Here is a 20,319-nt window from a genome sequence, read left to right as displayed (position 1 = left end):
GGTTTCCGAGTACGTCAGCGGGGCGGGACGGGGATGGAGGTCGGGACCTCGAGGGTGATGGAGTACCGGTCCTCGATGTTTTGCCGGAACTCGTCCTCGCAGCGTTGCAGCTCCGCGCGATTGTTTCCCGCGTCGCGCACGCAGTCCACGTAATCGCGCCCGCCGATCCGGTTGAAGAACCCGACGCCGACCACGATCAGCACGATCGTGATGATCACCGCGGCGATGCCGAGCAGGATGCCCGCCAACGACATGCCGCCGTTCGTCGCGGTCTGCTTCTTGAACTGCGACCGGCCGATCACGCCGAGAATCACCGCGAGGACACCGAAGACGAATCCGCCGATTATCGTCCATACCGTGACGACGCCGAGAATGCCGAGGATCAGGGCGGCGATGCCTGCACCGTTTCGCGGCGAGACCGGTGCCGCGGGGTAGGGCTGCGGCGCGTACTGCTGTCCGCCGGGGTATTGGGGTTGCCCGCCGGGATACTGCTGTCCGCCGGGGTACGGGGGTTGCCCGCCGGGGTACGGGGGTTGCGCTCCCGGATACGGGGGTTGCCCGCCGGGATACTGCTGTCCTCCCGGGTACTGGGGCGGCTGGCCGCCGGGGTACCCGGGTTGTCCGAACTGCGGATACTGCTGTCCGTGCGGCGGCTGACCCTCGGGCGGGCTCGGCTCGTCGGGAGGGTTGGGCGGCGGAGTCGTCATCAGTTTCTCCTCGGGCGTGAACCGTGGGCACCAGACAAACGATCGTCCCCGCAGACTAGCCCGCCCGTCTCTGCCGTGCCCGGGTTCCGCCGCCGCGTGGCGTCGAGGTCTTTGGGCTACGAGCTGCCGAACAGGTTCTCGACGCTGCCGACGGTGCCGACAGTGCTGCCGAACGAACTGCCGTTCTCGGAGCTGCCACTGTCGGAGCTGCCGAGGTCGGAGCTGCTCGCGCTGCCGGAGGAGAGGCCGCCTTCGGCCCCGATGCGGAAGTTGCGGATGTAGGTCGACACCGTGGTGGTGCCGGGCGTGATGCAGTTCGTCAGCGCACCGTAGGCACCGTCCTCGAGGCCGTTCAACGTCGCGACGGCGGACTTCTCGATGCCGCTGCTGAGGAAGCGGATGGCGGGATCGAACGTCGGATTACCGCCTGCGGTCGCCGCCGGGATCACCTTCGGATACACCATCGCGGAGCCGTCGTCCGTCTTGACTCCGGGGAAGACTGTCGGCTTCTGCCCGGACGAGTCGAGCGACTTCTGCATCGCCTTCGCATCCAGCTTCCCCTTCACCACGACCGGTGTCATGCACACGACCCGGGCGTCCGCAGGCGGGGCCACGGTCACGAGCGCGTCGTGTCCGGTCACGTCGGCGGTGAGAATCGGGGAGTTCTCCGACACCGCGAACGCGGCCGCCGTCGGCTCGGCACCGGCCACCGCGGGGGTGGAAAGCACTGCCCCGGCCAGGATTCCCATGCCGGTCAGGGCCATCCGGATGGTGGTCTGCGCCTTCATTCTTCTCCTCGACGTCGCTGGGCGGCGGCGCCCGGCGGACGCACTGCCGCGCCCACCGTAGAGCAGATCACCCGCTCTGTCTGTCGTTCAAGGGAAGTAAAAGTGATCGGGTGCTGGATCAGAGCAAGTGGACACTCGCCGAGGCCCGGGCCAGGAGCCGGCCGGTGGTGTCGGCGAGCTTGGTCTCGACGAGTGCGAGCCTGCGCCCGGCTCGCACCACCGCCGATTCGACGTGGACCGCGGGGCCGTCGGCTGCGGGAGATCGCACGAAGTCGATCCGCAGGTCGAGTGCTCGGTAACCCTGTCCGGGACCGGTGAGGGTCTGCCCGGCCAGCCCGGTCAGCAGGTCCGCGGCCGAGATCAGCACGCCGCCCTGGACCGACCCCATCGGGTTGGCCATCCAGTCGGCGGGTGTGAACTCCGCGACCACCCGGCCGTGCTCGACCACCGCGAGCTCGACGCCCAGGAGCCCGGCCAGCGGGCCGCGCGCGATCGTGCGCGCGGCGATCGCCTCGACCACATCGAGCCCGCCACGATCGATGAATTCCGCTGCGTCCGTGACCGGTTCCGGCTCGGCGACGGGCAGTGGCCGTCCCCGAAGCACCTCCTCGGCGTGCGTCGAGCCGCGGCTGACGACGACGCCACGCGAGGCCAGCACGGCGAACACCTCGCCGCCGGCGGCGCGCAACTCGCCCGCGGCCAGTCCGATTCCGGTGTCGAGGTCGACCTGCACCGCGTGACCACTGGCCTCGACCGTCCCGTGGTCGGGCAGGGGTGTCGCCATCGCCGCGCTCACCTGGGAGAGCACCACCTGGGTTCCCGGTGGGACGGCCGTGCCCACCGCGCCGCCGGGGACCGCGTCGACGAGCACGCCGACGGAGCCGAGGACCGTGCGGCCCCGGTGGTCGTGGAACCGTGGGCCGACTTCCTGCTCGAGCCGGAGCCGTCCGGGTTCGAGTTCGAGTGGCCGGACGCCCATCAGTGCGTTGAGCCGGTCCTCGCGCAGCGTATCGGGGGTCGTCATGGGTATCTCTCTATCACCAGAGCTGGACGCTGGACCCACTGCGGGCCAATAGCTCTCCGCCCGATCCGAGTAGCCGGGTCTCGATCAGCGCGATCCGGCGCCCGGCCCGCACGATCTCCGACTCGACGCGTATCGGCCGGCCGTCCGTGGCGGGCGAGCGGACGAAGTCGATTTTCAGGTCCAGCAGTCGGTACGACTTCCCGGCGCTGGTCAGGATCTGTGCGGTGAGTCCGGTGGTCAGGTCCGCGGCGGCGAAGAGCACGCCGCCCTGCACCGATCCGATCTGGTTGCTCATCCACGGCGCGGGCGTGAATCGAGCGGAAATGGTTGCGTCGGAAACCGATTCCACCTCGAGCCCGATCAATCCCGCCAGCGGGCCGCGTGGGATGGTCCCCGCGGCGATACCGCGGACGACGGCGCGTCCGTCGAGTCCGGCGACCGACTCCGGGTCCGCCGGCTCCGGGGCCGGTATCACCAGTGCCGGGGCCGGGCCCGAACGGTCGTCGTTTCGGGCGGCGCGGGTGACGACGACACTGCGGGCGAGCAGGCTCACCGCGGTGGTGCCGTCCGCGGCGGTGACGCGCCCGGTGGACAGCCCGGTGCCGGCATCGAGGTCGAGGTGTTCGGTACTGGCTCGCGCAGTGAGCGCGCCCGCGGCGGGCAGGGGCGCGGCAACTGCGGCGGTGAGTTGTGAGACGACGGTCCGGTTGCCCGGGGGGAGGGCGGCGAAGAACGCGCCCGCGACCGCGGTGTCGGCGAGTACGCCGACCGACGCCAGCCCCGACAGGCCGCGGTGGTCGTGGAACCGCGGACCAGTCTCGCCCTCCAGGACGGTGCCCGTGGGCGACATGGCGAGCACTCGGACGCCCATCATCGTGTTCAGGGGGTCCACGCCACGCGGGCGGGTCGGGGTTGCCGTCATGGTTACTCAGTAGCAGCCCGCGGCTCGTCGTGGGGAGACCGGGTCCCGGACGCCGGGACGCACCGGGGTCGTCGGGAGGTGAACTGTGGCGGCGAGCTCAGCCGCCGAGGCGGGTGTGCATCTCCCACACCAGCACCTCGGCGGGGGCGTCGGCGGACAGTCGCTGCCCGCCGGTCGCGGTGAATCGCGCCGCGTCGCCCTCCGTCAGACGGCCGGTGCCCTCGAGGGTGACCTCGCCCTCCGCCACGAACAGGTGCAGGTACGGCGACTCGGGAAGGGTGACCGTGTCGCCCGCCCGCATCCGTGCGACGTACAGGGCGGTGTCGGAGTTCGCAATGCTGATGGCGGACTGCCCGCGGTGCTTGCGCATCCCGGAGGCCACCGGCACCAGGCCGCCGCGCATCAACTCGTCGTCGATCTCGAGTTGCTCGTAGCCGGGGGTCACGCCCGACTCGTCCGGAAGGACCCACATCTGCACGAAGCGGACCGGCTCGGCATGTTCGGGGCTCGGCGAACCCGCGAGCCGCCAGGAGTCGTTCTTCTCCGAGTGCAGGATTCCGGTGCCGGCGCTCATCCGCTGCGCCAGTCCCGGATAGATGACGCCGGAATGCCCGATCGAGTCCTGGTGCACCAGGGATCCCCGCAGCACCCAGGTGACGATCTCCATGTCCCGGTGCGGGTGGGTGTCGAAGCCCTGACCGGGCGCGACGATGTCGTCGTTGTTGACCATCAGCACGCCGTGGTGGGTGTTGTCGGGGTCGTAATGCTGGCCGAAGGAGAACGAATGCCTGGAGTCGAGCCAGGAAACCCGCGTCTCGAGTCGATCGCCTGCGCGGCGGATGTCGACGTGCGGGGTCGTCAGTGCCGTCATGGGTCCTCCTCCTCGTATTTCGGTGTTCAACAGTACGGACGTCCGCCAAGTTGGCGTCACCGTTGACCGTCCCGATGCGTGAACGATGCCGTGCAGGGGCGAAACCGTGACGATCGTGAAACCGAACCTGGGCCGGTCAGCCGTTCAGGCTCGCGTGCATCTCCCAGACCAACACCTCGGCCGGTTCGGTCGCCGTCAGCCGATGTCCGCCGGTGCCGGACAGTCGCAGCGAGTCCCCGTGCGAGATGGGGCCGACACCCTCGACGTCGACCGCTCCCGCCGCGACGAAGACGTGACCGTACGGGGCGTCCGGGATCGTGACCGACTGCCCCGCACGCAACCGTGCCGCGTACAGCCCGGCGTGCCGGTTGTGCAGGCCGATCGCGGCGTCACCGCGGTGCCGGGGCAGACCGGACGCCACGACCACCAGCGCGCCGGCATCGAGTTCGTCGCCGATCGGCAGTTCCTGGTAGCTCGGCTCGAGGCCGGCCTCGTCGGGCGGAACCCACATCTGCACCACGTGCACGGGTTCGGTGACGCGGGATCCGTCCGCACGCCAGCGGTCGTTGCGCTCGGAGTGCAGGATGCCCCGGCCCGCGCTCATTCGCTGCGCGAGACCGGGATACACGACACCCGAGTGCCCCTCGGAGTCCTGGTGGACCAGGGATCCGCTGAGCACCCAGGTGACGATCTCGGCGTCCCGGTGCTGGTGCATGTCGAACCCGGACATGGGATCGACGATGTCCTCGTTGTTGACCACGAGCAGCCCGTGCGCGTTCGCAGCCAGGTCGAAGTTGCCCGCGAAGGGAAAGCTCTGCCTGGAGTCGAGCCAGCCGTAGTTCTGGTGCGCGCGATCGCCCCCGCGCTGGACGGCAATCGAGGGCATCGTTACGCCAGGGTCTCGTGGGCGGCGGGGATCGAGCCCAGCCGGCCCGCCTGGAAGTCCTCGAACGCCTGGATGACCTCCGCCTTGGTGTTCATCACGAAGGGCCCGGCCATCGCGACGGGCTCGCGGATCGGCTTGCCGCCCAGGATGAACACCTCGAGGGACTCGGTCCGCGAGTCCTGGGTGTCCGCGGCCGCGACGGTCAGCGTGTCGCCGCGCCCGAAGACGGTGGTCTGGCCCATCCGGACCGGCCTGCGCTCGGCGCCGACCGTGCCCTCGCCGGCGAGGACATAGGCGAGCGCGTTGAACTCGGGGTTCCACGGCAGGGTCAGGCTGGCCCCGGGCGCGATCGTCGCGTGCACGAGGCTGATCGGGGTGTAGGTGGAGCCGGGGCCGTGGTGGCCGTCGACCTCACCGGCGATGACCCGGATCAGGGCGCCGCCGTCGGGGGAGGACAGCAGGGCCACCTTGTTGCCGGTGATGTCCTGGTACCGGGGTGCGGCCATCTTGTTGTCGCGCGGCAGGTTCACCCACAACTGCACACCGTGGAAGAGTCCGCCGCTGACCACGAGGTGCTCCGGAGGGGTCTCGATGTGCAGGATGCCGCCGCCTGCGGTCATCCACTGGGTGTCGCCGCCGCCGATGACGCCGCCGCCGCCGTTGGAGTCCTGGTGCTCCATGATCCCGTCGATCATGTAGGTGACGGTTTCGAAGCCGCGGTGCGGGTGCCACGGGGTGCCCTTGGGCTCGCCGGGGGCGTAGTCGACCTCGCCCATCTGGTCCATGTGGATGAACGGGTCGAGGTACTTCAGGTCGATGCCGGCGAAGGCGCGGCGCACCGGGAAACCCTCGCCCTCGTAGCCGATGGGGGCGGTGGTCAAGGCGAGCACCGGACGCGCGGTCGCGTCGGGCGCGGGCTCGGCGACGCGGGGCAGCGCGAGGATGTTGTCGACGGTCACGGCGGGCATGGGGACTCCTCCGGGTCAGTAGTTGATTGTTCAACTAGTTCACCGTAGCTCAACGCTGTGCCGGTGGCGATATTCCCGGCCCGGGGGAGCGCCGAGAATCTACGTGGACTCCGGCGACAGCAGTTGCTCGGACAGCACCTCGAGCGCCTGCCTCGCGTAGCCGCGCCACATCGCGGTGACCAGCGGCATGGCGTAGGCGCCGATGCCCTTGGGGTGCAGGACCCATCGCCAGGTGATCGCGGTTCCGGTACCGCTGGGGGCGAACTCCCAGCGTCCGTCGATGCTGTCGACCAGCGGCCGCAGCGGGCCGGTGATGTCGCTGAGGCGGTAGCTGAACGAATGCGGTCCGTCGACGTCGGTCAGAACCTCGCGCATCGTGCCACCGTCGGTGGTCACGACCGTGCGCGACTGTCCGACCCGACCCCACACCCCGTCCTGTCCGCGGACCTCCTTGATCGGCGGAAGCAGGCCGTATCGCCGCGAGAAGATCACGGTCAGGGGGATCGGCAGCGTGGCGTCGAAGGCGCCCTCCACCGTGACCGGAATCGCGCGCGACTGCTCGACAGTGATGGGACTGGCCATGACCCGAGCCTAGAGCTGTGCGCGGCTCGCGGCGGGATGCGCGATCCGCTCGCGTCCGTCCGGGTTGTGCCGATCGAGGATCATCCGCAGGCCGCGGTGGCGGGCGGCGAGCTCGTGCCAGCTGTCGCTGGGCAGGTCGCCGACGTCGAACATGTCGTCGACCTGCGCCTGCGCCATCCGGTCCCAGTGATGCTGCAGCGCGAGCAGGAGGTCGTCGCGGTCGTCGAAGACCCGGGCGAACCGCGGGTTCCAGGGCAGGTGGCCGTCCGGATTCCGTTCGATCTCGTCGCAGATCTCGAGCAGGAGCTGGATGCGCTCGCGGGTGCGAGTCGGAGTGAACGTGCGCGTGGTGTTCATGACGGGCTCCTCGTCGGCTGTCGTTTCGATGTGCCCAACGCTATGGACGCCCTGCGGTGCCGTCGTCGTGCCGGAGGAGGGACCTGCCCTGCGACCGCGGCAGGCATCGGCCTGCGACCACGGTAGGAGTGGGACTGCTCCTCCGGAGGGATCCGCCGGCCGGGTTTGCTCCCTACGCTGAGGGGGTGGGATTGCTGGTGTGGTGGCGGTCGCGATACGAGAGTCGGGCACCCGAGGGGGTGCGCGACTACCCGTGGTGGCTGCCGACCTGCATGGCCGGGATCATGATCGTGGTCGCGGTGATCGCCGTGGCGCAGCGGGGCGAGCTGATTCCGCCGGGGCCCGCGGCGGTGGCCGGGCTGATGACCATCGTCGCCTGCGTCGGTCAGCTGATCACCGGCAAGCCGTGGCCGCCGGCGGTGATGACGGCGGCAACGATCGGCGGAGTCGTGTGGCTACTGCTCGATCCGGTCCAGCAGGATTTCGCGCCGGTACTGCTGATAGTGATGGTCGGCACCGTGACGGCAACCGCCGGGGCGTGGTGGGGACTCGCCGCCGGCGTCGCGAGCATGGGCGCCCTGATCACGGTCGCGGTCACCGCGGAGCTGGCCGACGTCGGGATCTACGTCGGCGGCGTGCTGCTCGGTTTCGAGGTCGGGTTCGCGTTGCTGTGGCAGAACCGGGCCCTCGAGGCCGAGCGCAGTGGCCAACGCGCCGAGTGGGAACGGGCCACCATCGCCGAACGCCAGCGCATCGCGCGGGACATCCACGACGTGGTGGGGCACTCGCTGAGTGTCACACTGCTGCATCTGAGCGGCGCGCGGCACGCCCTGGAAAGCGATCGGGACGTCGACGAGGCGATCGACGCGTTGCGGGACGCGGAACGCGTCGGCCGGGAGGCGATGGCCGACATCCGCCGCACGGTCGGCCTGCTCGCCACCGAGGGGACCGACTCCGCGGCACTGCCCGGTGTCGAGGACATTGCCGCGCTGGTCGAATCCGTCCGTGGTGCGGGACTTTCCGTGAGCTATCGGACCGACGGCTCACCGAACGTGTCACCGGGTACCGGACTCGCGCTGTACCGGATCACTCAGGAGTCGCTGGCCAACGTCGCCAAGCACGCGCCCGCGTCCGCGGCGGCGGTCCGGTTGGAGTTCACCGCGGCGCAGGCTCGCGTGACAGTCGAGAACGGGCTGGCCACCAGGCCACGCGGTCATCGGCGGGCGGGATCGGGACTGACCGGCATGGCCGAACGTGCGGCCCAGCTCGGCGGCACCGTCCAGGCCGGTCCCGATCCGAACGCGCCGCGATGGGTTGTCGACGCGCGGCTGCCGGCCAGCGGCGCCACCCGTGTCGCAGACTGCGCGTGGAAGGTGGTGACCGGCGATGTCAACAGGACCAAGTGATTCCGGTGATCCGATCCGGGTCATGCTCGTCGACGATCAGGAACTCGTCCGCTCGGGACTGCGCCGGATCCTGCGCCAGCGGGACGGATTCGCCATCGTCGCCGAGTGCGCCGACGGCGACGAGGTGCAGGACGCAGTGGCCGAACACCCGGTGGACGTGGTGGTGATGGATCTGCGGATGAAACGGGTCGGCGGCATCGAGGCCACTCGACTGTTGCGGCGGCGCGGTGACGATCCGCCGGTGCTGGTGCTCACCACCTTCGACGACGACGAGTTGCTCTCCGGCGCGTTGCGGGCGGGGGCCGCCGGATTCGTGCTCAAGGACGCCGGCGCGGAGGAGCTGATCCGCGCCGTCCGCGCGGTTGCCGCGGGCCGGTCCTGGCTCGACTCGATGGTGACCGGCAGGGTGCTCGCCGCGTACCGGGCGACGCCGCCGGCGCAACCCGCGGCCGAGGCCACGCCCGAACGGCTCACCCCGCGCGAGACGGACGTGCTCAGGTTGATCGGTCATGGGCGCAGCAACGCCGAAATTGCCCACGCGCTGGTGATTTCCGAGCTCACGGTCAAGAGCCACATCGGTCGGATCTTCACCAAGCTCGACCTGAGGGACCGTGCCGCGGCGATCGTCTACACCTTCGACCACAACATCGTTCGGCCCGGCACCAGCTGAAGTTCCGAACTCGATTCCTACCTGGGTAGGAGGAAGGATTACGACCGCGGCAGGACGACGCCAACATGGACGAGACCTAGCGTCGAGGGAACACGAACGTCACCTGCCTGACGGACCCGTCGCAATCATGTTGCGGTGGAGGGGAGTTGGTTGTGCTCACACGTATGGCCGCCGCCGTTGTCCGGCGTCCGAAACTGGTGCTGGTCGTCGCGCTGCTGGCATTGATCGTGCTGGGCGGACTCGGCGCGTCCGCCCCGAAACACCTGCGCGGCGGTGGATTTGCCGATCCGGCGGCACCGTCGAGCCAGGCGAATGCGCTGCTCGAATCGAAATTCCAGGCCGGGGACCGAAATCTCGTCTTCCTGGTCACCTCGCCCGCGGGGGTCGACGGCGCGGAGGCACGGTCGGCGGCGGACCGGACGATCGCCGCGCTCGAGCACGAGGACGACGTCAGCCAGGTGGTGTCGTACTGGACGATGCCTGCCCCCTTCGCCGCCCAGTTGCGGAGCACCGACGGCCGAATCGGGGTGGTCGCGGCACATGTGGCCGGCGACGACGCACAGGCTCCCGAGCGGGCGGCGGAGATCGCCGCTCCGCTGACCGGACGCATCGGCGCGGTCGACGTGCAGGCCGGTGGCCTGGCGTTGGGTATGTACGAGGTCAGCGAGCGCATCTCGCACGATCTACTCGTCGCCGAGGCGGTCGCGATCCCGATCACCGCCGTGGCGTTGACCTGGGTGTTCGGCAGCCTCGTCGCCGCGGCACTGCCGGTCCTGCTCGGGCTGGCGTCGATTGTCTCGACGCTCGGGATGCTGCGGCTGATCTCCGAGGTCACCCCGGTGTCGGTGTACGCGTTGAACATGACGACGGCACTCGGGCTGGCACTGGCCATCGACTACAGCCTGTTCGTCGTCAGCCGCTACCGGGAGGAACTCGCGGCGGGTGCGGACACGCCCGAGGCGATCGTGCGCGCGATGGGGACCGCCGGGCACACCGCGGTGGTCTCGGCGGCGGCGGTGACCCTCTCGCTGGTGGTGCTCGTGATCTTCCCGCTGTACTTCCTGCGTTCGTTCGCCTATGCCGGGCTCGCCGTCGTGGTGGTCAGCGCCGCCACCGCCGTCCTGGTGCTGCCGGCCGCGTTGGCGCTGCTGGGAAATCGCGTCAACGCATGGGACCTGCGGGTCGCGGTCCGTCGCGCGCTGCGCCGACCGCCACCGCGGCCGTTCGAGTCGGAGTCCCCGTTCTGGGGGCGGGTCGCCGAGACGGTGATGCGGCGTCCGGTCGTGTTCGGCGCGGCGGCGCTGCTGTTTCTGCTGATCCTCGGTGCGCCGGTCCTGGCGATGCGAGTGGGCCTACCCGACGACCGCACCCTGCCGGCGGCCGCGTCGACCCGGTTGGTGGGCGACACGGTGCGGACCGAATTCGCCGGCGGCCCCCAGACCCAGTTGACCGTCGTCGTGCCCGACACCACCGCGGCCCCGGACGCGCTCGGGTCCTATGCCGCCGCGCTGTCGAGAGTTCCCGGCGTCACCGCGGTGGTCTCGTCCGAGGGAGTCGCCGTGTCCGGACGGTCGGTCTCGGCCGGATCCGCGGCGATCACCACGCCGATGACGCGGGGCGACAGTGCGTACCTGTACCTGGAGAACGGCGTCGAGCCGTATTCGTCGCGGGGGCAGCAGCTGGTGGGGGAGGTCCGGGCGGTGCCCGCGCCCTGGCCGGTGCAGGTCACCGGGCTCGCGGCGGAGAACGCTGACACCACAACCGCACTCGTCTCCCGACTACCGTTGGCCGCGGCGCTGATCGCCGTGCCGATGCTGGTCGTGCTGTACTTCTTCACCCGCAGTGTGGTGCTGCCGGTCAAGGCGCTGCTGCTCACCCTGCTGTCGTTGACGGCCACGTTCGGGGCGATGGTCTGGATCTTCCAGGACGGTCACCTCGCCGGCCTGTTCGGTGTGACCGCCACCGGCTATCTCTCCGCGGCCATCCCGATCCTGATGTTCTGCCTGGCGTTCGGGGCGTCGATGGACTACGAGGTGTTCCTGCTGTCCCGGATTCGCGAGGAGTGGCTCGCGAGCGGGGACAACACGCGCGCGGTCGCTCGCGGCCTGGCCCGGACCGGGCGGATCATCACCGCCGCCGCGGTCATCATGGCGATCGTGTTCATCGCCGCGGCCACGTCGTCGATCTCGTTCATAGACCTGTTCGGCGCAGGCATGGCGCTGGCGGTGTTGATGGACGCCACCGTGGTTCGTGGGGTGCTGGTGCCCGCGTTCATGCGACTGTTCGGCGCCGCGAACTGGTGGCCCTCGCGCGGACCCGACCGAACCGCAGAGGCCTCGACCCACGACGAGCACACCCCCGCCGGCGCGTTCCGCGCGCAATAGCGGCGGTGTGACGACTCGGCGAAGGGCTGAGCGGGCGAGGCGACCGGAGAGGTCACAGCAGATTCGCAGGCGCATGCCGGGGCGGTGTCAGGAAGCGTCCAGACAATGGCGAGGCGCCGCTCTTCGGCAGCGCAGGGAGTCTCAACGCGGAGAGATTGGACGAGAAATTGATCAATGCCACTGTCATCCAGGACTTGATTCAGCTCCTCACCGACGTGATGGCCGGCGCGGGAAACAGCAACGGAACGGGTACCGGTACCGGTACCGGTACCGGTACCGGAACGGGCACCGGCAGCCTCGGCAGCCTCAGCGGCTAGTACCCCGTGCGTTCGATGCTCGGGGCGAGAGAGCCCGCCCCGAGCACCCACCCGCTGTCGGGATCACACCCGCGCTGGACGGGAAACGCACGTGTGATCTCGACAGAAGGTGTGTGTGGTCGAGAGGCGGCAGGGTCAGGGCAGCAGCACGAACTTTCCGCTCGGATGCGGGCTCTGCAGTTCGGTGTGCGCCTGCGCGGCGGCCTCGAGTGGGAAGGTCTTCGCGACGAGAACGTCGAGCTGGCCTCGTCCGGCGAGTTCGACCAGCTCGGACCTGGCCTCCTGGCGGATCCGGGCGCTCTCGGGGCTGCCCCCGCCGATCGCCGGGAAGCCGTCCTGCGCGGCCCGGCCGAACGCGACGATGGTGACGATGCGGTTGCGGTCCGGCACGAGGGCGAGCGAGGCGTCGACCGCCTCGTCGGTGCCGGCGGTGTCGAACGCGGCGTCGACCCCGTTCGGGGCGGCGGCCCGTACCCGGTCCAGCAGTCCGTCGCCGTACGCGACGGGGACCGCGCCGAGGCCGCGCAGGTAGTCGTGTTTGGACTCGCGGGCTGTGCCGATAACCGTGGCCCCGCGTGCGACCGCCAGTTGGACGGCCATCGCGCCGACCGCGCCGGCCGCGCCGTGGACCAGCAGGGTGTCGCCGGACGTGATCTGGGCGGTGGTCAGCGCGTCGACTGCGGTCGTGCCGGTGACGAGAAGTCCGGCGGCCTGCTCCCACGACAGTGAGGGCGGCTTCGGCAGCACGTCACCCGCGTCGAGGTTCAGCAGCTGCGTGTAGGAACCCTTGCCGGGGTTGACGATCACCTCGTCGCCCACCGAGAGCGGTCCCGCGGGCCCGGCCGCACCGTCGCCGACCGCGACGACCACACCCGCCCCCTCGAGCCCGGGGCGGACCGGCAGGGTGCCGGGGTCGGAGCCGAAGGCGCCGCTGTACGACTTGTAGTCGAAGGGGTTGACGCCTGCGGCGCGGAGTTCGACCTGCACCTCTCCGGGGCCGGGAGCCGGCACCTGATCGTCGATCACGGTGAGGACTTCGGGCCCTCCGAACGCTGTCGCTACCACCGAATTGGCCATGTCCTGGCCAACGACCGGGCGGCTGTGGTCTATTCCGGACCACGGCACCCGACGATCTTCCTGCACCAAGAACAATTTTGTACTCGGTGCAAGTTCGGGTCTATTCTGGAACCATGACCACCCCATCGGGCCTGCGTGCGGCGAAGAAGCTGGAGACGTGGCGTTCGCTGCGGTCCGCCGCCGTGGAGCTCGTCTCGGCCCGGGGGTTCGACGCGGTGAGCGTCGAGGAGATCGCCGCTGCGGCGAACGTCTCCAAGAGCACCCTGTTCAACTACTTCGAGTCCAAGGAATCGCTGCTGCTCGACCCGGACCCCGAGGACGCCGTGCGTTGGCGCACGCTGGCGCAGGCCCGGCCCGCGGACGAGCCGATGTGGGAGTCGTTGCGGGAGATCGTCGTCGGCTGCGCCGGGCGCGACGGTTCGAAACTGTTGCTGCGCAAGAGCATGATCGAGCAGTGCCCGGCACTGTTCCAGTCCGCGTGGGCGTCGAGCGAACCGTTCCGGACCTTCGTTCGCGGTTGGGTGGCGCAGCGGCTGGCCGCGGACGACGACGCCTACCGGGTCACCCTGGTGGTCAATGTCGCCTTCGCGATCGTGCACGCCGCGTACCGCTCCTGGGATCCGCGGCGGGGTCCCGACCAGTTCACCGACCTGGTCCGGGACGGGTTCGCGGCAGTCGGTGCCGGATTCCTCGAACTCGGCGGACCGCCCGTCGATCGCTTACCCGGACAGATCTGAGGCGGCCCGGTGAATGCCCTCCTCGAGCGACTGCAGACCCTCGACTCCCTGGTGGTGTACGCGGTGGTCTCGGGGCTGGTGTTCACCGAGGACGCGCTCCTGCTCGGCTTCTTCGTCCCGGGCGAGACCGCGGCGATCGTCGGCGGCGTCGTCGCGAGTCAGACCCACGCGCAGCTGTGGCTGATGATCGTGCTCGTGGTCACCGCGGCGGTGTTGGGCGACACCGTCGGCTTCGGGATCGGTCGCCGCGTCGGCCCGCGCATCCTGCAGCTGCCGTTCCTGACCGGGCGCCGACGGCTCGACGGGGCGCAGGAGCTGCTGCGCAGGCACGGCGGGCCTGCCGTGTTCGTCGGACGGTTCGTTGCGTTCATCCGCACCGTGATGCCCCCGCTCGCGGGGATCAGTGGGATGTCCTATCGCCGCTTCCTGGCCTTCAATTCCGTTGCGGCACTGGGCTTCGGTGCCGGGAACGTGCTGCTCGGGTTCGCGGCCGGAAACTCCTACGAGAAGATCGAGAAGGCGGTGGGCGGCACCGGTGTCCTGATCGCGGGGGTTGCTGTCGCGGTGGCGATCTGGTGGTTGCGCCGGCGGCGCGCCGCGAGCCTGACCGCCGCTGCGGAATCGGCCGCGGCCGAGGGCGCACTCACCGGGGGAGCGTGACCCGTCAGTCGACGCAGGGGGTGCCCTGGTCGGCGGCGATCGGCGCGCCCTGCGGACCGGCGGTCGGGGCGGCCGGCGCGGGGGCAGCAGCGGAACCCGCCGTGCGGGTGGTCGGCGGAACCTGGGTGGTCGGCGGGGTGAGGTCGACGCCGATGCTGTCCGGCCCGAGCGTGAGCGCGACCCGGTTCGCGGGCAGCGCGGAATCGGCGACGGCGGTGACGCCGTACCGGTCGGCGAGCGTCCCGGCCAGGCCCTCGCCGCCGCCGCCGTACCGCACGCTGGTCGTGGTGACGGCGGCGCCGGTGGACAGCGTGCCGGTCCGGTACCCGAGGTTCGCCATCTCGGACGCGGTCGAGGCGGCCAGCCCCGCGTGGTCGGTGCCGTTGACCACGTCGACGGTCTCGTGCCCGGACGGCTTGGGCACCGCGGCGGTCGTGGTCGGCCAGCCGGTCGCGTCGCCGGTGGCGAAGAGCCGGCTCACCTCGGTGCGCAGCCGGGTGACGTCCACCTTGTTGACGTCCTGGCCGTCGACCGTCGCGTACCCCTCGATGGGCAGGGTGTAGAAGTCCAGGTCGCCGCCGGTGAGATTGGTCGCCTGCGAGGCGAACTTCACCGGGTCCATCCCGGAGTCGATGACGATGTCCTTCTTCGCCACGTCGACCAGACCCTGCATCTTGCCGAGGTTGCCGATGACACCCGTCGACTTCAGGTTGGAGATGACGGCGGAGATGAACGCCTGCTGACGGTGGGTACGGTCGAGGTCGCCGTTGTCGAGCCCGTGCCGCTGCCGCACGAATGCGAGCGCCTGCGAGGGATCGAGGGTCTGCTTGCCCGCGGGGAAGTTCGCCCCCGAGTAGTCGTCGTGCACGGGCGCGTTGAGGCACACCTGGAGGGGGCCGAGGGCCTGGGCGATGTTGTAGAAGCCGATGAGGTTGACCTCGGCGAAGTGGTCGATCGGCACGTGCAGCAGATTCTGCACGGTGGTCAGCGTGGACTTCCGTCCGACCTCGCGGGAGCGCTGCTCGAGATCGGCGGGGTCGGTGACCCCCGTGCCGCGCAGCCGCGTCTCCTCGTCCGCCTTCGCGAGCCCGTACGCCTCCTTGATCTTGCGCATGCCGTAGCCGGGGACGTTGACGTAGTCGTCGCGCGGGATCGCCGCCGCGCTGGCCCTGCTGCCGTCGCCCGGCACGTGCAGCAGCAACAGGGTGTTGGTGTTGTATCCGCCGACATCGCTGTCGCCCGCGTGCAGCTTGTCGGTGACGAACTGTGCGGGCAGGTCGCTGCCGTCCATCGCCTTGCGGCTGTCCAGGCCGATGAGCAGGATGTTCGTGTCACCGTGCACCGACCGAGGGGCGTCGGGTGCGAGCGCGTTCAGGGCGTCGGAGGTGTACATCCCCGAGGTCAGGCCGGCCTGCGCGGCCCAGCCGATTCCGACGCCGGCCAGCACCACGGCCGACATCGTTCCGGCCGCGATGCGCATCCCTCGGAGGCCGACGGGTGAGCGCTCGACGTTCCGCCTCGGTTGCCGGCTGTGCCTGGCGCGCCCGTGGGCCCGACGCGGCCCGGGGCGACCCGGCGACGCCGAGGTGGAGGAGTACGACACGAAGGCCACGGTACCCATCGACGTCGGGACGTCCCGACGGCCTCGGCCGGGCGGGCGACGGTGGTCGCCAGGGCCTGGGAACTCCTTTACCTGGCCTTACGATCCACCGTCGACAATCGCGAGGCGAGTTGCCCATCCGTTGACGATGCGTTGGTGTGCTGTTGAATCAGTCTGTGACACAGGATATTCCGAGAAACTGGGGATTGGTGGGGCGCGCTCGACCGGGCACACTGGTGCGGTGTCGTTCGTCGATGTCCCGCTGACGTTGTCCACCGCCGCCACGTCCTGGCGGTGGGACGTCCCGACCCTCGCGGTGGTGACGGCACTCACAGCCGGCTACTGGCGCGCGTACGCGACGGCCGCGCGCCGCGGCGAGGGCGTCGGCAGGGGTCGGTTGCTCTGCTTCCTGCTCCTCGGCTGCGGGGTGTGGCTGGTCGCCGCGCTCAGCTTCGTCGGGGTGTACGCCGACACCCTGTTCTGGGTGCGGGCGCTGCAGGTGGTGCTGCTGCTGTTCGTGGTCCCGTTCGGTCTGGCGCTGGGCAAGCCCGTCACGGTCCTGCGCGCCAGCCTGGGCGAGACCGGCCGGGCGCGGGTGGACACGGTCGTGGGCAGCCGGGCCGCGCGAGCCCTCACCTATCCCGCCACGACGTCGCTGGCGATGCTCGCGACGCCGTGGCTGCTCTACCTCACCGGGTGGTACCCGGCGGTGCTCGAACATCAGGGTGTGGACCAGGTGACCCGGCTGGTGCTGGTGGGCGTCGGGTTCGGCTACTTCTACTCCCGGCTGCAGGTCGACCCGGTGCCGCACCGGTACTCCCAGATGATCTCGCTGGCGATCACGGTCGTCGAGGTGCTCGGGGACGGGGTGCTCGGCATCGTCATCTGGCTCGGGCCGGAGATCGCGGCGGAGTACTACCAGCAGTTCGCGCGCAGCTGGGGTCCGGACCGGCGCACCGACCAGGCGATCGGCGCCGGCATCCTGTGGCTGCTCGGCGACGTGATCGGCATCCCGTTCCTGCTGGTGCTGATGCGGGCGTTCAGTCTCGACGACCGGGCGCAGGCCGAGGCGGTCGACGCCGAACTGGACGCGGGGGAGCTCGTGCGCACTCCCGTCACGGCGGATGCTCCGGGCCTGTGGTGGGAACAGGACCCGCAGATGCAGGAGCGATTCCGGAGGCGGTAGGTCGACCGGCCACAGAGAAATCTCATACCCCTGCCACCGTCGCCCCACATATCCCCAGTAGGTTCGGGAGTATGGTTGCCGCACATGTGAATCCGTCCCGTCTACGCCGGTGGTGGCCGGGTCTGGCGCTGGTCGTGACGTTGCTGGTCGTGGCGGCGGGTGCGGCCTTGTGGATCGGGTCGGACCGCTCCGCGGGCAGGGTCGTCGCGATCGTGAACCAGGACGCGGGGACGGTGACGGCGGGCAAGCAGGTGCGGACCGGCGACCAGGTGGTCGCCTCGCTGCAGGAGTCGGACGCGTTCGACTGGGAGGTCGTCGACGCGGAGGCCGCCACGGACTCGAAGTACCTCGCGTCGGTGACCATCCCCGAGGACTTCTCCGCGACGGTGGCCTCCCTCGGCACGACCGCGCCCCGCCAGGCTCAGCTGTCCGTGCACCGCAACGGCGGCTCGGCCGGCGACGCCGACGCGATGTCCGCTCTGATGACGACGGTCTCGGAGCAGACCGGCGCGAACGGCATCAAGAACCTGCTCAGCGGCATGTCCTCGGCGCGCAGTCAGCTGCAGCAGACCCTGCTGCCCGCCCAGGTGCTCGCGACCGCGACCGGCGCCGCGGACACGCAGGCCCAGCAGCTGCTCGGCAGCGTCGATTCCGTGCTGCCGTACCTGAAGACCGCAAACGACGGCGCCAACCAGCTGGTGGACGTCGCGGGCAAGGTGTCGGGGATGGTCGGGCAGGCGAGCGGACCGGCGGGCGAGCTGTCCGACCGGCTGTCCTCGCTCGGCGTCACCATCGGGGACCTCACCACGGGCACGGCACGACTGCAGGACGGGCTCGGCGCGGCGACGAAGGCCCTGCGTGCATCCGGGCTGGACACCGCCAACGTGGCCGGGACCCTCGAGCGCACGGCCGCCGACCTCGGCCAAGTGTCCGCACAGCTGAAGTCCGTCACCTCGTTGCTGGGCGCGGGCGTCGGTCCGGACACCGACCTCGGTGACGCGGTGCGCAGCGGATTCGACCAGTTGCGGGACGTGTCGGCGCAGCTGAGCAGTGCGGGCGAGCAGTTGCAGGCCGGGATCGGGCCGATCGCGGAGCAGGCGCCCGCGATGCTGGGTGAGACCAAGAGTCAGATCCTGACCGGCATCACGCAGCTCAAGACCGTGTCGGCTCAGCTCAGCGATCAGCTCGGCAAGGGTGTTGGTGCAATTCCGGTGCGCAATGCGGCTCAGCAGCAACAGATTTCGGCAGTGCTCAGTTCGCCGGTGTCGGTCGTCCAGACCGGCGGAGCCGCGGACCCGGGGATCCTGACCGCGCGCAATGCGGCGATCGGTTTCGCCGTCACCACGATGCTGCTCGCGTGCGCCCTGGTGTGGTCGCTGCGACGCGGGCGCCCGGTGTCCGTTAATCCCGTGGCGAACTCGGTGGATGCGTCATAGTGGGGCAATGCCGACCACACGGAACGCGACCACCCGGACCCTGAGCGTGGCGGCGGCCGCCGCGGTGTGCGCACTGACGGTGGCGGGGTGCGGCACCGAAGCGACGGTGGGTGCCGGCGGACCGCCGCCCGGCATCAGCACCCAGGCCACCGGGAAGGCGACCGGCACCCCCGACACCCTGACGGTGACGCTCGGCGTGCAAACGCGGGGCGCCGACGCCAACGGGGCGCTGGCCGCCAACGCGGAGAAGGCGACCGCCCTCGTGGACTCGCTGAAGTCGAAGGGTGTCGACGCCAAGGACATCCAGACCAGCGGGCTGTCCGTGCAGCCGACCTACGGTCCCGACGGCACGATCACCGGCTACCAGGTCGGTAACCAGGTGACCGCGACCGTGCACGACATCGGTCGGTCGGGCGAGCTGATCGACGCGGCGGCCGCCGCGGCGGGCGACGCGGTACGCGTGCAGCAGACCAGCTTCTCCATCGCCGACGACGGCGAGCTGCGCGAACAGGCCCGGTCCCGGGCGGTCAAGCAGGCGCAGGCGCAGGCCGATCAGATCGCGTCGGCCGCCGGGGTGGGTCTCGGTGCGGTCCGGTCGATCACCGAGATGCCGGCAGGCGGACCGACGCCGATGCCGGGGGCGGCCATGTCCGCCGACCGCGTTCCCACGCCGGTCGAGCCGGGCAGTCAGGAAGTCGCCGTTACCGTCGAGGTCGTCTACGACGTCGACTGACCCTTCGGCTCAGCGCACCGCGTCCCACCGGTCCGGATCGCACTCGAGGGTGGACCGGTCCCAGTTCCCCAGGTCGGCGGCGGCGCGGTAGGTGTCGTGCAGGAACTCCAGCACCGTGGCGTCCGGGTCGGCCGCCTTCCGCACCGCCTCGTAGGGGAGCAGGAACTGCTGGAACTCGGTGCTGTAGAAGGCATCCCGTGGGCCGACCGGGTAGTCGGCGAAGCCGTCCGGCGCCGGGTAGGCGTACGAGTAGAAGGCGCCCTCCTCGCCGCCGCCCGGCCAGAAGCCGCAGCTGCTCAGCTCGTGCGAATACCCCTCGACCATCACCCAGTCGCCACAGTTGGGGGCCCCGCCCGGATGAGTCGGTGCGGACCGGCCGGAGAACCGGGTGCACGCCAGATCCAGTGCACCCCAGAAGAAGTGCACGGGACTGACCTTGCCGACGAAGTGGGAGCGGAACGTCCTGAAGACGCGGTCGGCCTGCACCAGTTGACTCCAGAACAGGCGCGCCGCATCGGGGTCGTAGGCGCAGTGCACGGTGTCCTCGGCGAACGGGATGGCCGGCTCGACCTCGTTGGGGGTGGACTGGATGTGCACCTCGATCCCGAGGTCGGCGAGTGCCTGCATGGTCTCGGTGTGGAACTGTGCGACCGACTTCGGTTCCAGCGCAACCGCACCCGCGCCACCGTCGCTGGTCCTCAGGTGCAGCTGGTTGCTGCAGAAGTCGAACTCGATGTCCAGGGCCCGGGTGCCGTACGGGATCGCGCCGGTGCTCAGTCCGCGCGCGGTGACGTACGACGTCACCTGCCACCAGTGATTGACCAGGGGCGAGAGAGACAATCGGACCTTCCCGACAATCTGGGTCCACATGTGCAACGTGTCGCGGGTCTCGGTCCAGTCGGCCACGCGTAGCGCGGGCCATGCCGGGGTGGTCGGGTTGTGCTCGTTCACCGTGCCTCCGTCCGGGTGATCGGTCACCGGTCGTTCGGATTCAGCTGGAGCGTGGTT

21 protein-coding genes are annotated in these 20,319 nt (G+C 70.2%); 9 read left to right on the top strand and 12 right to left on the bottom strand.

The annotated features are described in order from the left end of the window. Positions 1 to 14 precede the first annotated feature (14 nt). The 9 genes from ACFVH2_RS20125 to ACFVH2_RS20085 form a co-directional block, all read right to left on the bottom strand. The gene (locus ACFVH2_RS20125) at positions 15 to 707 is read right to left on the bottom strand and encodes a DUF4190 domain-containing protein (RefSeq protein ID WP_378425174.1); all 693 of its coding nucleotides are present in this window, start codon (positions 705 to 707) and stop codon (positions 15 to 17) included. Between the two features lie 116 nt (positions 708 to 823). After that, positions 824 to 1,495 (bottom strand): hypothetical protein, encoded by a 672-nt coding sequence (locus ACFVH2_RS20120; protein ID WP_378425176.1) that lies wholly within the window; start codon positions 1,493 to 1,495, stop codon positions 824 to 826. Positions 1,496 to 1,613: 118 nt separating this feature from the next. After that, positions 1,614 to 2,519, bottom strand: a complete 906-nt coding sequence (locus ACFVH2_RS20115) for a hotdog fold thioesterase (RefSeq protein ID WP_378425178.1) — start codon at positions 2,517 to 2,519, stop codon at positions 1,614 to 1,616. A gap of 13 nt (positions 2,520 to 2,532) precedes the next feature. After that, positions 2,533 to 3,441, bottom strand: coding sequence for a PaaI family thioesterase (locus tag ACFVH2_RS20110; RefSeq protein ID WP_378425180.1), 909 nt, complete (start codon positions 3,439 to 3,441; stop codon positions 2,533 to 2,535). Positions 3,442 to 3,538: 97 nt separating this feature from the next. Further along, complete coding sequence (locus ACFVH2_RS20105; protein WP_378425182.1) at positions 3,539 to 4,312, bottom strand: pirin family protein; 774 nt, start codon at positions 4,310 to 4,312, stop codon at positions 3,539 to 3,541. A gap of 136 nt (positions 4,313 to 4,448) precedes the next feature. Then, positions 4,449 to 5,198 carry a pirin family protein gene (locus ACFVH2_RS20100; protein ID WP_378425184.1) on the bottom strand — a complete coding sequence of 250 codons (750 nt, stop codon included), beginning with the start codon at positions 5,196 to 5,198 and terminating at the stop codon, positions 4,449 to 4,451. Between the two features lie 2 nt (positions 5,199 to 5,200). Then, positions 5,201 to 6,166 (bottom strand): pirin family protein, encoded by a 966-nt coding sequence (locus ACFVH2_RS20095; RefSeq protein WP_378425186.1) that lies wholly within the window; start codon positions 6,164 to 6,166, stop codon positions 5,201 to 5,203. A 99-nt stretch (positions 6,167 to 6,265) separates the two neighbouring features. Further along, the gene (locus ACFVH2_RS20090) at positions 6,266 to 6,748 is read right to left on the bottom strand and encodes an SRPBCC family protein (RefSeq protein ID WP_378425188.1); all 483 of its coding nucleotides are present in this window, start codon (positions 6,746 to 6,748) and stop codon (positions 6,266 to 6,268) included. A gap of 9 nt (positions 6,749 to 6,757) precedes the next feature. Then, the gene (locus tag ACFVH2_RS20085; RefSeq protein ID WP_378425189.1) at positions 6,758 to 7,105 is read right to left on the bottom strand and encodes a hypothetical protein; all 348 of its coding nucleotides are present in this window, start codon (positions 7,103 to 7,105) and stop codon (positions 6,758 to 6,760) included. Between the two features lie 185 nt (positions 7,106 to 7,290). Here ACFVH2_RS20085 and ACFVH2_RS20080 point away from each other — a divergent pair, with 185 nt between their 5' ends. From ACFVH2_RS20080 to ACFVH2_RS20065, 4 genes are all read left to right on the top strand, one after another. Continuing rightward, positions 7,291 to 8,511 carry a sensor histidine kinase gene (locus tag ACFVH2_RS20080; protein ID WP_378425191.1) on the top strand — a complete coding sequence of 407 codons (1,221 nt, stop codon included), beginning with the start codon at positions 7,291 to 7,293 and terminating at the stop codon, positions 8,509 to 8,511. Further along, complete coding sequence (locus tag ACFVH2_RS20075) at positions 8,492 to 9,181, top strand: response regulator (RefSeq protein WP_378425193.1); 690 nt, start codon at positions 8,492 to 8,494, stop codon at positions 9,179 to 9,181. Before ACFVH2_RS20080 ends, ACFVH2_RS20075 begins: the two co-directional genes overlap by 20 nt. Before the next feature lie 152 nt (positions 9,182 to 9,333). Next, entirely contained in the window at positions 9,334 to 11,565 is a 2,232-nt protein-coding gene (locus tag ACFVH2_RS20070; protein WP_378425195.1) for an MMPL family transporter, read from the top strand. Between the two features lie 155 nt (positions 11,566 to 11,720). Then, the gene (locus tag ACFVH2_RS20065; protein ID WP_378425197.1) at positions 11,721 to 11,882 is read left to right on the top strand and encodes a hypothetical protein; all 162 of its coding nucleotides are present in this window, start codon (positions 11,721 to 11,723) and stop codon (positions 11,880 to 11,882) included. 135 nt (positions 11,883 to 12,017) lie between these two features. Here the strand turns inward: ACFVH2_RS20065 and ACFVH2_RS20060 are convergent, their stop codons facing one another. Beyond that, positions 12,018 to 12,959 carry an NADP-dependent oxidoreductase gene (locus ACFVH2_RS20060; protein ID WP_378425199.1) on the bottom strand — a complete coding sequence of 314 codons (942 nt, stop codon included), beginning with the start codon at positions 12,957 to 12,959 and terminating at the stop codon, positions 12,018 to 12,020. A 113-nt stretch (positions 12,960 to 13,072) separates the two neighbouring features. On the opposite strand from ACFVH2_RS20060, the gene ACFVH2_RS20055 reads away from it, so the two are divergent. Both ACFVH2_RS20055 and ACFVH2_RS20050 read left to right on the top strand, forming a co-directional pair. Further along, the gene (locus ACFVH2_RS20055; protein ID WP_378425201.1) at positions 13,073 to 13,696 is read left to right on the top strand and encodes a TetR/AcrR family transcriptional regulator; all 624 of its coding nucleotides are present in this window, start codon (positions 13,073 to 13,075) and stop codon (positions 13,694 to 13,696) included. 9 nt (positions 13,697 to 13,705) lie between these two features. Then, positions 13,706 to 14,356, top strand: coding sequence for a DedA family protein (locus tag ACFVH2_RS20050; protein ID WP_378425203.1), 651 nt, complete (start codon positions 13,706 to 13,708; stop codon positions 14,354 to 14,356). A 4-nt stretch (positions 14,357 to 14,360) separates the two neighbouring features. On the opposite strand, the gene ACFVH2_RS20045 is transcribed toward ACFVH2_RS20050, so the two are convergent. Continuing rightward, positions 14,361 to 15,836, bottom strand: coding sequence for an LCP family protein (locus ACFVH2_RS20045; protein WP_378425205.1), 1,476 nt, complete (start codon positions 15,834 to 15,836; stop codon positions 14,361 to 14,363). Positions 15,837 to 16,197: 361 nt separating this feature from the next. Here ACFVH2_RS20045 and ACFVH2_RS20040 point away from each other — a divergent pair, with 361 nt between their 5' ends. From ACFVH2_RS20040 to ACFVH2_RS20030, 3 genes are all read left to right on the top strand, one after another. Continuing rightward, positions 16,198 to 17,142, top strand: a complete 945-nt coding sequence (locus ACFVH2_RS20040) for a cytochrome c oxidase assembly protein (RefSeq protein WP_378425207.1) — start codon at positions 16,198 to 16,200, stop codon at positions 17,140 to 17,142. A gap of 71 nt (positions 17,143 to 17,213) precedes the next feature. Continuing rightward, positions 17,214 to 18,578, top strand: a complete 1,365-nt coding sequence (locus tag ACFVH2_RS20035) for a hypothetical protein (protein ID WP_378425209.1) — start codon at positions 17,214 to 17,216, stop codon at positions 18,576 to 18,578. 7 nt (positions 18,579 to 18,585) lie between these two features. Next, positions 18,586 to 19,311: an SIMPL domain-containing protein gene (locus ACFVH2_RS20030; protein ID WP_378425211.1), complete on the top strand. Its 726-nt coding sequence runs from the start codon at positions 18,586 to 18,588 to the stop codon at positions 19,309 to 19,311. A gap of 9 nt (positions 19,312 to 19,320) precedes the next feature. Here the strand turns inward: ACFVH2_RS20030 and ACFVH2_RS20025 are convergent, their stop codons facing one another. Further along, the gene (locus tag ACFVH2_RS20025; protein ID WP_378425213.1) at positions 19,321 to 20,262 is read right to left on the bottom strand and encodes a DUF5996 family protein; all 942 of its coding nucleotides are present in this window, start codon (positions 20,260 to 20,262) and stop codon (positions 19,321 to 19,323) included. Positions 20,263 to 20,319: the final 57 nt, after the last annotated feature.

It is taken from the genome of Rhodococcus sp. NPDC127527 (assembly GCF_042672245.1).
Classification (GTDB): Bacteria; Actinomycetota; Actinomycetes; order Mycobacteriales; family Mycobacteriaceae; genus Rhodococcus_G.
Note: the sequence above shows the minus strand (reverse complement) of the source record. Positions and strands in the feature narration are given on the sequence as shown.